The 13,356-nt window shown below is 40.6% G+C and carries 14 protein-coding genes and 1 riboswitch; all 14 genes read left to right on the top strand.

The window, feature by feature from the left end:
• Positions 1-151: 151 nt before the first annotated feature.
• A riboswitch (cobalamin riboswitch) is annotated at positions 152-340 on the top strand.
• Positions 341-478: 138 nt separating this feature from the next.
• The 14 genes from HMPREF1210_RS08785 to HMPREF1210_RS08720 all read left to right on the top strand — a co-directional run bounded on the left by HMPREF1210_RS08785 (position 479) and on the right by HMPREF1210_RS08720 (position 13,191).
• A complete protein-coding gene (locus HMPREF1210_RS08785; RefSeq protein WP_016428306.1) occupies positions 479-1,447 on the top strand; it encodes an ABC transporter substrate-binding protein in 969 nt (322 codons plus the stop codon).
• The gene (locus HMPREF1210_RS08780; RefSeq protein WP_016428305.1) at positions 1,440-2,435 is read left to right on the top strand and encodes an iron ABC transporter permease; all 996 of its coding nucleotides are present in this window, start codon (positions 1,440-1,442) and stop codon (positions 2,433-2,435) included. The genes HMPREF1210_RS08785 and HMPREF1210_RS08780 overlap by 8 nt, the downstream gene beginning before the upstream one ends.
• Before the next feature lie 2 nt (positions 2,436-2,437).
• Entirely contained in the window at positions 2,438-3,904 is a 1,467-nt protein-coding gene (locus HMPREF1210_RS08775) for an adenosylcobinamide amidohydrolase (RefSeq protein ID WP_016428304.1), read from the top strand.
• Positions 3,905-3,906: 2 nt separating this feature from the next.
• Positions 3,907-4,863, top strand: a complete 957-nt coding sequence (cbiB, locus tag HMPREF1210_RS08770) for an adenosylcobinamide-phosphate synthase CbiB (RefSeq protein ID WP_016428303.1) — start codon at positions 3,907-3,909, stop codon at positions 4,861-4,863.
• Positions 4,850-5,920, top strand: a complete 1,071-nt coding sequence (locus tag HMPREF1210_RS08765; RefSeq protein WP_016428302.1) for a histidinol-phosphate transaminase — start codon at positions 4,850-4,852, stop codon at positions 5,918-5,920. The genes cbiB and HMPREF1210_RS08765 overlap by 14 nt, the downstream gene beginning before the upstream one ends.
• Positions 5,902-6,468 (top strand): bifunctional adenosylcobinamide kinase/adenosylcobinamide-phosphate guanylyltransferase, encoded by a 567-nt coding sequence (locus HMPREF1210_RS08760; RefSeq protein WP_016428301.1) that lies wholly within the window; start codon positions 5,902-5,904, stop codon positions 6,466-6,468. The genes HMPREF1210_RS08765 and HMPREF1210_RS08760 overlap by 19 nt, the downstream gene beginning before the upstream one ends.
• 12 nt (positions 6,469-6,480) lie before the next feature.
• Complete coding sequence (locus tag HMPREF1210_RS08755; RefSeq protein WP_016428300.1) at positions 6,481-7,314, top strand: cobyric acid synthase; 834 nt, start codon at positions 6,481-6,483, stop codon at positions 7,312-7,314.
• Positions 7,311-8,066, top strand: a complete 756-nt coding sequence (gene cobS / locus HMPREF1210_RS08750) for an adenosylcobinamide-GDP ribazoletransferase (RefSeq protein ID WP_016428299.1) — start codon at positions 7,311-7,313, stop codon at positions 8,064-8,066. Before HMPREF1210_RS08755 ends, cobS begins: the two co-directional genes overlap by 4 nt.
• Positions 8,039-8,647, top strand: coding sequence for a histidine phosphatase family protein (locus HMPREF1210_RS08745; RefSeq protein WP_016428298.1), 609 nt, complete (start codon positions 8,039-8,041; stop codon positions 8,645-8,647). The genes cobS and HMPREF1210_RS08745 overlap by 28 nt, the downstream gene beginning before the upstream one ends.
• Positions 8,587-8,985: a bifunctional adenosylcobinamide kinase/adenosylcobinamide-phosphate guanylyltransferase gene (locus tag HMPREF1210_RS08740; protein WP_016428297.1), complete on the top strand. Its 399-nt coding sequence runs from the start codon at positions 8,587-8,589 to the stop codon at positions 8,983-8,985. The genes HMPREF1210_RS08745 and HMPREF1210_RS08740 overlap by 61 nt, the downstream gene beginning before the upstream one ends.
• Before the next feature lie 32 nt (positions 8,986-9,017).
• Positions 9,018-9,608, top strand: coding sequence for a cob(I)yrinic acid a,c-diamide adenosyltransferase (locus HMPREF1210_RS08735; protein ID WP_016428296.1), 591 nt, complete (start codon positions 9,018-9,020; stop codon positions 9,606-9,608).
• A gap of 3 nt (positions 9,609-9,611) precedes the next feature.
• The gene (locus HMPREF1210_RS08730; RefSeq protein WP_016428295.1) at positions 9,612-10,091 is read left to right on the top strand and encodes an ECF transporter S component; all 480 of its coding nucleotides are present in this window, start codon (positions 9,612-9,614) and stop codon (positions 10,089-10,091) included.
• Positions 10,088-10,768: a hypothetical protein gene (locus HMPREF1210_RS08725; RefSeq protein WP_016428294.1), complete on the top strand. Its 681-nt coding sequence runs from the start codon at positions 10,088-10,090 to the stop codon at positions 10,766-10,768. The genes HMPREF1210_RS08730 and HMPREF1210_RS08725 overlap by 4 nt, the downstream gene beginning before the upstream one ends.
• A gap of 275 nt (positions 10,769-11,043) precedes the next feature.
• Positions 11,044-13,191 (top strand): (Fe-S)-binding protein, encoded by a 2,148-nt coding sequence (locus HMPREF1210_RS08720; RefSeq protein WP_016428293.1) that lies wholly within the window; start codon positions 11,044-11,046, stop codon positions 13,189-13,191.
• Positions 13,192-13,356: the final 165 nt, after the last annotated feature.

Below are 13,356 nucleotides of genomic sequence, written 5' to 3'. Positions count from 1 at the left end.
CGAGATAAAGCCTCATGAAATGCAGATAACGCAACTTGAATTCCAGATATCCACCCGCGAAATGGAGAAATCTTCAATTTCACACAATCCGAGTCACCCACAAAAACCTTCTCGACACCCATCAGAAATCCTGTATAATGAAAAATGAATTACATAGCCCTAACACGAAGGTGCTCTGCTTCAATCGCAGAGTTAAAAGGGAAGTCGGTTCAAATCCGACGCGGTCCCGCCACTGTATGTGAGAGGAAGCGCATCAAGTCACTGAAGCAAACTTAGCTTTGGGAAGACGCGCAACCACTGATCACAAGCCATGAGACCTGCCTACGTGCGCAACACCCGCAACCCTACGAGGATAGGAATGGTGTGAATCAGCTCGTGCTCATTTTAGCAAAAGCCTAAATTCAACCAACCATCTTCCGACAAAAAGCGGAGGATTTTTTTGTGTCCAAAAACATAAACATCAAGGAGGAAATCAACAATGAAAAAGATTTGGCAATTATGGCTCGCAACTGCGCTTGCAGCGATATTATTAACAGCATGTGGGCAGGAAGAAGCAAAACCTGCAGACAGCAAAACACAAGATACAGAAATTGGACAAGAGGCTTCCCAATTTCCTCTAACAATTAAGGATGTCACTGATAATGAAATCACATTGGAAGAAGCACCAAAAGCAATCGTTTCAATGATTCCAAGCAATACAGAAATTTTGTATGCTCTTGGCTTAGAAGAAGAAGTAGTGGGAGTTTCGGATTACGATAACTACCCAGAAGAAGTTGCTTCTAAAGAAAAAATTGGTGGACAAGAATTTAATGTAGAAAAAATTATTTCTTTAAATCCAGATTTAGTACTTGCACATGAATCAGGTCTTGGTGTAGGTGAAGCTGGAATTAAACAATTGCGTGATGCAGGGTTAAACGTGTACGTTGTGAAATCTGCAGTAAGTTTTGATGAAGTGTATGACACGATGACTACTATTGGCCAAGCGACAGGTAAGATTAAAGAAGCTGAAGAAATGGTACAAACAATGAAGGATGAAGTAGCAACGATTCAAGAAAAGGCTTCAACCATTGAAACGAAGAAAAAAGTATTTGCAGAAATATCTCCATCTCCAGAAATTTATACAGCAGGTAATAACACGTTTATGAACGAAATGATCGAAATATTGAACGCGGAAAATATTGCATCAGATCTAGAAGGTTGGATCATGATGGACCCTGAAGAAATTGTAAAGCGTAATCCGGATGTAATATTAACAACTTACGGAAATTATGTACCAGATGCAGCGGAGCAAGTTTTGACTCGTGAAGGTTTTGGTACAGTTACAGCTGTGAAAAACAAGGCAGTAATAGATGTGGATGCTGATACGACAAGTCGTCAAGGTCCGCGTTTAACAGAAGGCTTATTAGAATTGGCAAAAGCAATTCATCCTGAGGTCTTCAGTGAATAAAACCTGGTTTGCCTATGTAGCTTCTGTATTCGTACTGATTGCTGCTGTGCTAGTTGGGGTAACGGCTGGATCGGTTTCGATTCCTATGCAAGTCTTGTGGAATCCTAACATGGATGAAGCTGCATCAAACATACTTTGGAATATTCGCATACCTCGTGTTGTGCTAGCTGGTTTAGTTGGTGCATCACTTGCTATAGCGGGAGCAGCTTTCCAAGGATTGTTGAAAAATCCATTAGCGGATCCATATACGTTAGGAGTGTCGTCCGGTGCCTCAGTTGGCGCCGTGGTGACACTCTTTTTCGGAATTTCTGTACCCTTTCTAGGCTTGTTCACATTGCCAGTCTTCAGTATGCTCGGTGCTTTTTTAACGATGGTTACTGTTATGAGTTTTGCCAAGCTCATAGACCGCGCGATGAAGATGGAAACGATCATTCTCACAGGAATAATATTTAGTGCATTTTTGGGATCTGTCATCTCTCTTATGATTTCACTTTCAGGTGAAGAGCTCCGTCAAATTATTGGCTGGTTGCTTGGTAGTGTGTCAATGCGAGGTTGGCCCTATGTCACAATGGCATTACCGTTTATGACGATCGGTTTTTTACTATTATGGCTAAATCGACGCGAGCTTAATGCATTAGTTTTTGGCGAGGAACGTGCCATGCATTTAGGTGTAAATGTGAAACGACGTAAAATGATGATTTTAACAGGAGGTTCGATTTTAACTGGTGCTGCGGTATCGGTTTCTGGAACCATTGGCTTTGTTGGTCTCGTCGTTCCACATATGACACGTATGTTGTGGGGATCGGATCATCGTCATGTATTACCCTTATCATTTATAAATGGTGCTTCATTACTCATTATTTGTGACTTAGTGTCACGAACCATAATTTCACCGTCTGAGCTACCAATAGGCGTAATTACAGCCTTTATTGGTGCACCAGTGTTTGCGTTTATTTTCTGGAAACAACGAAGAAAGGTGAGTGCGTAATCATGCTAAAAGTCGAAGGATTAACAGGTGGTTATCACGACTCACCGATTGTAAAAGACGTGTCTTTTCATGTTGGTAAAGGGGAAGTTCTTGGGATATTAGGTCCAAATGGGAGTGGAAAGTCGACCTTACTGAAAATCATTAGTGGTGTACTTCCTTTGAAAGCAGGTACGGTCAAATTAGGTAGCAAACCAATCGAAACATATACTACAAAAGAACTCGCTAAGCATATGGCTGTGTTACCTCAATTACACGCACATGCTTTTTCATATACAGTGCGAGACACGATTTCTCTTGGGAGATACCCTCATCAAAGTGGATTCTTTTCATCTTGGTCTGAGAAAGACGAGCAAGCAATTCAAGATGCAATGCAGCTAACCGACGTGAAAATGTATGAGCATGTCTATCTCGATCAGCTTTCTGGAGGAGAACAACAACGTGTTTTTGTGGCGCAAGCACTTGCACAGCAAGCAAAAGTGTTATTACTGGATGAGCCAACAAACCATTTAGACATTGCACATCAACAACAATTGTTGGACACGATTAGAATGCAAGCCACTAAGAATGGATTAACAATCATCTCAGTATTTCATGACATAAATTTAGCTTCCTTGTATTGCGATCGGTTGTTATTAATGGAAGATGGCGAAGTGAAAATAATTGGTGAACCGCATGCGGTACTAAAACAAAAACAGCTAGAAAGTGTCTACAAAGCTCGGGTAAGAAGCCACCCACATCCAGAACAACCGAAACCACAAATTACATTATTGCCAAATTTGAGTGAATTGCAGGAAGAGCACATCATTAAGAAAGACCATTTTGCTGTGTCAAATGAGTATGTGGTCATGCAAGCAAACTTCCCATTAAAAACAGTATCATCAGCAGTTGTAAATCCTGGGTTTGGTTGGTACCGTACGTTTGTTAATCGTCATGTGAAAGCTGATTATGAATGTGACGATAGCACAAATGAGATGTTTGATTATCTGCAAGCACAAGGATTTCCGACAACAGATACAGTGGGAATGATGACGGCTGTTCAAACGAAACATGTGGTCATTGAAGAGTATGATGGAACTTTTGGATCCATTATCATTGCCGTTACAGCGGGCGTAGGAAATGCAGTGGACGTGTCAAAAGCATTTGAACGTGAAGATGAACCTTATGTAGGCACGATTAATACCTGGATAATTGTCAATGGGAATTTATCTGACGAAGCATTCATTCAAGCCATGATTACAGCGACAGAAGCAAAAACAAAAGCTCTTCAAAACGAAGATGTAAGAGACTCTATAACAAATACACTTGCAACTGGAACCTCCACGGACAGTTTACTTATAGCGGCTACTCAAAAAGGGGAACTTTTACCGTATGCTGGACCTATTACAGAGCTAGGGAAATGCATTGGGCGAGGCGTTTTTGAGTGTACTACACTAGCTATCAAACGTTATAAAGTAGCGAAAGGAATGTAAGTATGTCTGCTCATATAATCGCGCTTACTTTTGGCTTACTCCTTGATCGAATAATAGGCGATCCATCCAATTGGACACACCCGGTTCGATGGATTGGTAGATTAATAACAAAATTAACTACTTTGTTGAATAAAGGCCGTCATCGTAAAATTAAAGGTATAATCCTTTTGATATCGGTTGTTGCGGTTACATTCGCTAGCGTATTTGCCTTGGTGTTCACAGCATACGAGATTCACTTTGTTTTTGGAATCGTTGTTGAAAGTATTTTGTGTGCAATAGGGTTTGCCCAAAAAAGTTTGAAAGACGCAGCGATGTCCGTTTATCAACCACTAGTTAATGGTGACTTGAAAGAAGCTAGAATGAAACTATCATGGATTGTCGGTCGCGATACTGAAAAGTTATCCGAATCAGAAATTACACGAGCTGTGGTAGAAACTGTCTCAGAAAATACAAGTGACGGGATAACAGCTCCACTTTTCTTCGCATTTCTTTTCGGGGCACCTGGGCTTTGGTTATATAAAGCAGTGAATACCTTAGATTCGATGGTGGGTCATGAAAATGAGAAGTTTCAAGACTTTGGTTATGCTTCTGCCAAAATGGATGATGTGTTGAACTATATCCCGAGCAGAGTCACAGGCTATATCATTCTTACATGGACAAAAAATTTTAGTAAACAAACCCTTAGCACACGATTAGCTAATTGGTGGAAAGATGCCAAAAAGCATCCAAGCCCAAATAGTGGGTACTTGGAAGCTGCGACTGCCTATCAACTTGGCGTGCAACTTGGAGGTCTTAATATGTATAAAGGAATTCCTTCTAACCGTCCACGTATGGGAATTTCAGAAAACCCGCTTCGAGCAATTCATATTTTATATACAATCCGTCAAATGCATATCGCTATATTTCTGTTTTGGGTAATGATGATGGTTATCGGGGGTGTTTTAAGTGGCATTACCTAACCATGGTGCAAATCCACATCATCTATATAAAAGTTTGGGAATTAATCCTCCCGAACGAATGATAGACTTTAGTGAAAACGTCAATCCATTCGGTCCCCCTACCTCAATACAAACTGACTGGTACAAATTCCAACCGTTTATGATGGGGTATCCAGATCCACTTGGTGAACCTTTTCGAACAGCAATCGCTGAGTATCACAACATCTCGCCTTACTCCATTTTCGTTGCAAATGGAGCCGCAGAAATATTTTCATTGCTTGCACAAAGGTACAGAGGCAAACGAGCGATAATCGTTCACCCAACTTTCTCTGAATATGAAACGACTTTAAGAGCACGCGAAGTGGAAATTGTGAACTTGCACATGACTGATATCATTACGGGTGAATACCCGATTGATGAAATGAAAATGCATATGCAACAAGCCGATGTCCTATACTTATGTACACCGAATAACCCAACTGGCACATTGCTAAAACGCAAAGTGTTAGTGGATTTAGTAGAATACGCGAAAAAAGTAAACTGTGAAATCGTATTGGACGAAGCCTTCATTGATTTCATTTCAGAACAATCATCATTAATTTCTGATATGAATTTTAGTCATTTGATTATTGTTCGCTCAATGACAAAAATGTACGCAATGCCTGGTCTAAGGCTAGGATACATGGCAGCAGCCCCTTCCATAGTCAAAGAAATTCGACAACTGGCACCACATTGGAATGTAAATAGGATAGCAACTGAAATTGGCTCTCTCGTATTAAAAGATGAAGAGTTCCGGCAGAAAACAATTCTTCATAGCAAAAACATGCTGCTCGACATGAGTGCTTTTCTAAAAGCAAAAGGTTGCGAAGTAACACAATCACAAGCCAACTTTTTATTGTTTAAGTTACAACAACCAGACAGTGAATTTTTCCAATACTTTTTAAGACAAGGGTTGGTTTTAAGACATACCGAGAATTTTCAAGGACTTGACGGTCAATGGTACAGAATTGGTATGAAGACCGCAGAAGATATGGAAATCCTTAAAAAGGAGTTAACAGTATGGTTCGAGGCACGCTAACATTTATCTCTGGCGGTGTACGAAGTGGAAAAACGGGTTTTGCTGAAGAATGGCTAATGAATCAATCTTGTTCGCGACTAATCTATCTCGCGACGGGCGTTGCCAACGACAGTGAAATGGAACAACGCATCAAACGACATCAACAGGATCGAAAAGACTATAAAAACAACTGGCTGACGATTGAACAACCTCGTCAAATAGAAGAAGTTCTGCCATCCATCCAACCTGGTGATGGGGTTCTGATTGACTGCATCACTACGTGGTTAGCTAATGAATTGTACGAAGGATGGGCAATGGATGACCCATGCTTTAAACGTGAAAACTGCATGCATGAAAAAGAGAGACGTTTCCATGAAACGATTAGTTCGTTGCTGAAAAACGGGACAACCGTAGTCGTCATTTCTAATGAAGTATTAGATGAGCCTATTTCGAAAATTCCAGATGTAGTAATCTATCAGCAATGGCTGGGAATGCTCCACCAGTGGCTCGTCAAAGAGAGTGATTATGCATATGAACTTACATATGGACTAGCAAAGAAGTGGAAGTAAGGGGGAATACATATGCACGGTATTATGATACAAGGGACAGCTTCTAACGTCGGAAAGAGCATGATCTGTACAGCACTTTGCCGGTTATTTGCAAATGAGGGTTTTCATGTAGCACCATTTAAATCTCAAAATATGTCGACCTTTTCTACAAAAATAGGTAATGGATTAGAAATCAGTACCGCTCAATTTGCACAGGCAGAAGCGGCGAAAGTTCAACCTCTTCCACAAATGAACCCTATTTTATTAAAGCCCTCTGGACATATGTCTTCTGAAGTATGGTTGTTAGGTGAAAAAGTGGAGGAAATGTCCGGGGTAGCGTATCGTGAATCTTTTTATGATCATGGTTTGACAGTTATCAAACAATCGCTTTCGTTTGTGAGTGAGCACTATGATGTAGTTGTGTTAGAAGGAGCTGGAAGTCCAGTAGAAGTAAACTTAACTGACCGAGAACTTGTCAATATGAAAATTGCTGATTTAGCGGATGTGCCAGTATTGCTTGTTGCTGATATTGAACGTGGTGGAGTTTTTGCAACAATCGTTGGGACTCTGGAATTATTGTCTTCAAATCATCGGGATCGAGTAAAGGGGATCATTATTAATAAGTTTCGTGGAGATAAGGAATTGTTTCAGGAGGGCGTATCATTTATTGAGTCCTACACAGGAATTCCAGTTCTCGGCGTTATTCCATTTATGGATAACCACGAAATTGAAGAGGAAGATTCTTATATTACTCAACATGATTCAATTTCAAACAAGTCTGGTGAAGATAAATATGATGAATGGGCTCTTCATGTTGCATCCCATTTAGATTGGGAAAAAATAAAGAATATGGTGAAGCTACCATGATACGCGGGGTATTGCTTGCTCTACAATTTTTTACCATTATCCCAATTAATAAAGAACTGAATATGAATCGGAAATCAGTAACGATGATGTTTGCCACTCTCCCCTGGATAGGGGGGGCATTCGGGCTGATCACTTCAATTGTTTGGTTGTATCTTGATGTAAGTCCTCTTTTTTTAGCATTTACCATCGTGTTAATCGGTATTGTGCTTTCAGGTGGACTGCATCTGGATGGATTTGCTGATACGAGTGATGCCTTTTTTTCTTATCGTAACCAAGATAAACGCCATGAAATATTAGACGATCCACGGATTGGTGCTTTTGGCACAATGGCTATACTATTTCTTATTGTGGGAAAAATCGTTTTGCTTGCAGAGATAATTACGCAAAACGGGATGAAGTGGGAGTGGTTAGTGGTTACCCCATTTTTAGCGAGAGCAACAATGGTTTACTACTTTCTCATTACACCTGAAGCAAAGGATAAAGGATTGGCAGCTTTCTTTAAAAAACGCTATGACCACAGAATGTTACTCACAGCAACATTCATTTCAATTGCTATAGGCCTTGGATTTATCGTTATTGTCGGTGTGGAAATGTTATTTGCCATCACCACACTTGTTGCTCTGTTAATTTGTGCACATGCATATAAACTTTGGACGAAAAAACATTTCGGAGGGGTCACGGGAGATGTCTCAGGTGCTTTCGTTGAAGGGATGGAAGTGATATTATGGCTGTTGATTTTCGTCTTACTTTAATAAGGCATCTGCCGACATTAGCGAATGTTGAAAGACGCTACATCGGTTGGAGTGACGAATCAATTAACCAGTTGTCATATGTAGATATTCAAGGGATTTTGTCCCCGGAGATTATTTACGGAAGTGACCTAAAACGGTGCCATCAAACAGCTTCCATTTTTTATCCTAAATCATCCTACCAAAGTTCACCAGCTTTTCGTGAGATGTCCTTTGGTGACTGGGAGCTAAAGACTTATGAGGACTTAAAGAAAGATGCCAACTATCAAAAGTGGGTGTCTAATCCAGATAAAATATCCCCTCCAAACGGTGAGTTTTTACACCAGATGGCTACACGCGTTCTAATTGGTCTAAAAAGTATTCCTTGCAATCATCCAGTTGTAGTAACACATGGTGGACCTATTCGTTTTGTGCTCCATAAGTTTGCACCAGATGTGCGTGATTTTTGGTCAAGGGATGTCAAACACGGGGACAAATGGACATTACACTGGGACAGTCGTAAGAGCTTTGAGGAGGAAAGAAGATGCAAGTCTATATCGGTGGAGCGAATAACGGCAAGCGATCGTATGTCAGACAACTCGTAGTTGAACGAGAAGTGCAATGGATTGAATGTGCAGATAATAAGGACTTGCCAAAAGCGAATGCTCAGACAATCGTTCTTGCTGGGGTGGAAGCTTTTGTTGAGCATCATATAAACAGTCCAGAAGAACGGGTCATTCAAGATTTCATGAAAACATTAAATACATATCGCGCACAAAGTGATGTCATAGTGATTGTGACAGAAAACGGACGTGGAATAGTACCAATCGAAGCCGAAACACGTGAACTTCGAGATCGATGTGGCAGGTTATGCCAACAGATTTTCAAAGAAGCAACAAACGTTACACGTATTTGGTATGGCTTAACTGAATCATTAAAATAGCACTTCAAATCACTTCAAGGGGGACAATCAAGTTGAGAATATATACACGAACTGGAGACAAAGGACAAACAAGTTTAATTGGGGCACGCGCAGATAAAGATGATCCACGAGTTGAAACTTATGGAACAATTGATGAAGTGAATTCGTTTATTGGCAAAGCAATGACAGAACTAGATCCAACCATTTTCACGGACTTGCTTACAGACTTAGAAGCAATTCAAAATGAATTATTCGATTGTGGCGGAGATTTAGCAAACGTCAAGCCAAATCGGACATATAAAATGACAGAAGAGCCAGTAGAAGTATTAGAGAAACGAATTGATGAACTAATGGAAGAACCGCCAATGCTCGAACGATTTATTTTACCAGGAGGATCACCAGCTGCCGCAACTCTGCATATCGCGAGAACTGTAACACGTCGTGCTGAAAGACAAATGGTGACCTTGATGAAAGTAGAAGAAGACATACCTACTGTAGTGCAACGTTATTTGAATCGCTTGTCAGACTATTTATTTGCTGCTTCACGAGTAGCCAACTCGCGGGTCAACGTACCAGACAACGAATACGTGCGTTCTGCAAAAGTTTTTAGAAATGGTGGACGAGCGAAAAAAGTGGAGGAATAATCGATGAATGTTCGTTTAATAACAGTAACCGCTTTGATTGCAACTTTATGTGCGATTGGTGCGCTCTTCAAATTACCTGTGGGAATCGGTTCGGCAGCTTTAGACGCAGTGCCTGCTTTAGTTTCCATTGCAATTTTACCACCTGTATTTTCAGGAATAGCGGCATCGGTCGGTCATTTAGTGTCTGCTTTATCAATAGGAATGCCATTAGGACCATTTCATGCATTAATTGCAGTAGAAATGTTTGGGATACTGTGGATTTTTGCAGTACTTCATCAAAAAGGATGGGTTAGATGGAAATGGCTTTTTTTCATTTTAGCTAATAGCGTAATTGCTCCGCTACCATTTTACTTTTTGATTAGTCCTGCTTTTTTCTATGGAGCTGTGCCATCATTATTACTTGCTTCATGTTTAAATGCAGTCATTGCATTTTTATTAGAACCAGTAATGAAGCGACTATTTCAGAGAGTCGTTGTTAAATGAGAAATGCGCTGAAATTGGCTAACGGATTTGTCGTTACAACTGATAACTCTGGAGGTATAGGTGAAAAACAAGCCGATCTTGTATTTGCACCAAATGATGTCGTCAGTTATTTTGCAGCTCGTGTAGCATTACTCGAACAGTGGGCTGCAAATGCCCAAGTGGAATCTGTAATTATCCACAACTTTTCAGGTGAAGCTGCATGGCAAGGTTATGTTCAAGGTGTTAATCGAATCCTGAAAGACTTAGATTTAGAGCGTATTTTAGTAACAGGCAGTAGTGAAACTAATATGGACCTTTTACAATCCGCTATGTCAGTTACAATGATTGGTCATTGCAGAGAAGTTTTTAAGAGTGATGTTACTTGGTTTATTTATGGCCAACCCTTTGTGGGTAATGAAGTACTTGAGAATTCTAAAGTCATAGCTGACTTGAAAAAAGTGAAGTTAGCAATAGATGGTGGTTTTGTGACGTCTATCTGGCCAGTCGGATCAAAAGGGATTCAGGAAGAGGTCAGGATTCTGTTTGCAAATGATAAACTATTTGTTCATTCGGATGTGGATGTCGAAAAGTCAGCTGGACCTTGTACTGTCGTTTTAGTTGGTGTCAAAAAAGAATCAATCGAGCGAGCATCAATTCATTTTGGTAATGAATTGAGAGAATTAACGATAAATCATTAATCCTTCAGACACAGCTGAAGGATTTTTTTTCTTTCCAGTTTTTAGTAAAAGGAAGCTAAGATATAGCTACTTAGTATGTTCTGCTAATGAATGGTGACACCTCATTTTTAGATTTGGAGGATATTCATTTCACTGAAAACTTCTAATATTTCCTATTGACTGAATGCTCATTCAGTTTTAAACTATAACTTAACATCGACAATAATCCATCAATCTACTAAACTATGTCATTAGAAAGATTAACTATTGTTTAACAAAGGGAAGGGGAGAGAGCGATGAACCCGTTATTAATTGCAAACTGGTTTTTATTCTTAGTTGTAACCGCTTACGCAGTTGGTCTTTTTACTTATTTGCTGAAGACACGCTATGAATACATCAAACTCGGCAAGAAAGAGGAGTTTGAAGATAACTTCAAAGAGCGTATGCGAAAAATTATGGTCAATGTATTTGGTCAAAAGAAATTATTGAAGGATAAGAAAAGCGGAATCATCCATGTGATGTTCTTCTACGGATTTCTTCTTGTACAATTTGGGGCAATCGATTTCATCTGGAAAGGCTTGAAGCCTGGGTCACATTTACCTTTAGGGCCATTGTATCCTGCATTCACATTCTTCCAGGAAGTCGTCACACTGATGATTCTTGTTGCGGTCGTGTGGGCATTCTACCGTCGCTACATAGAAAAATTGGTGCGTTTGAAACGTGGATGGAAATCAGGACTAGTTCTTATATTCATCGGCGGTTTGATGGTTTCCGTATTAGTCGGAAACGGCATGGGAATGATCTGGCATGATCACGCAGCGACATGGGCGGAGCCAGTTGCATCTTCTATCGCAACGATTTTTGGATTCCTGCCTGAAACAGCAGCCATTACGATTTTCTATATCATGTGGTGGGTTCATTTGCTATTCCTGCTTACATTCTTAGTGTACGTGCCTCAATCGAAGCATTTCCACTTGATTACAGGACCTGCAAATACGTACTTCAACCGTACGGATAACGTCGGAAAACTTCGTCCAATTAATTTTGAAGAAGCTGAAGATGAAGAATCGGAAGAAGAAGCGTCATTCGGTGTTGGTAAAATTCAAGATTTATCACAAAAGCAATTGATCGACTTATATGCTTGTGTAGAATGTGGACGTTGTACGAATATGTGTCCAGCTACAGGAACAGGCAAAATGCTGTCACCGATGGACTTAATTACAAAACTACGTAACCATTTAACAAATACAGGTGCTGTATTGACGCAACAAAAACCATGGGTTCCTGCAATGGCCTTCGCCAATACGCAAGGAAATCAATTGGCAGTGGCAGCTCGTGTGGATGGAGCAGTCATCGAAGATATTTATAACCCAGCATTAATCGGGGACGTTATTACAGAAGAAGAGCTTTGGGCGTGTACTACTTGTCGTAACTGTGAAGACCAATGTCCAGTAATGATCGAACACGTATCCCACATCATCGACCTTCGCCGTTACTTAGTCATGACAGAAGGACGTATGGACGGAGATGCTCAACGTGCGATGACAAACATCGAACGCCAAGGAAATCCTTGGGGGCTTAACCGTAAAGAAAAAGAAAACTGGCGTGACGCACGTCCAGACGTGCACATTCCAACAGTGAAAGAAGTTTCTAAAGCTGGTGAAGAATTTGAATACTTGTTCTGGGTGGGCTCGATGGGTTCATTTGACAACCGTTCACAAAAGATCGCCTTGGCCTTCGCTCGTTTAATGAACGAAGCAGGCGTGAAATTCGCTATTCTAGGAAACAAAGAAAAGAACTCTGGCGATACACCACGTCGTTTAGGAAATGAATTCCTATTCCAGGAACTTGCCGGATCAAATATTTCCGAGTTCGAAAAAGCAGGCGTAACGAAGATTGTCACAATCGATCCGCATGCATACAATATCTTTAAAAACGAATACCCAGACTTCGGATGGAATGGAGAAGTCCTTCACCATACCGAAATGCTGTTTGACCTTGTACAACAAGGTCGCTTGAAACCGCAGCATACAATCAATGAAACCATCACGTTCCATGATTCATGTTACTTAGGACGTTACAACGACGTATACGATCCACCACGTGAAATCCTGCGAGCAATCCCAGGCGTCAAACTTGTGGAAATGGAACGTAACCGCGAAACAGGCATGTGCTGTGGAGCTGGAGGCGGCATGATGTGGATGGAAGAACATGTAGGGAACCGTGTGAACGTAGCACGTACAGAGCAAGCACTTGCCGTCAACCCAACCATGATTTCATCCGGATGTCCTTACTGCTTAACAATGCTATCCGATGGAACGAAAGCTAAAGAAGTAGAAGAAACAGTAGGCACATACGACATCGCAGAATTACTAGAACGTTCTGTACTCGGAGACTACATGCCTCCAGTAGAAGTGGAAGAAGAAGAACCAATCCTTCAATAGATTGATAAATTAGTAAATATTCGATACAATAAAATCAAATCAAAGAGGGAGTCGTAGCACTCCCTTTTCGTTTGAAGTAAAGTCGAGCGAGCGTTCAGTCAATAAAAAACTCGAAGAGTTTTTTATTTGCGACGAGTAACCGCAGGAGCAAATAGTTACTGCGAC

This window comes from Paenisporosarcina sp. HGH0030, assembly GCF_000411295.1.
Taxonomy (GTDB): domain Bacteria; phylum Bacillota; class Bacilli; order Bacillales_A; family Planococcaceae; genus Paenisporosarcina.
Note: the sequence above shows the minus strand (reverse complement) of the source record. Positions and strands in the feature narration are given on the sequence as shown.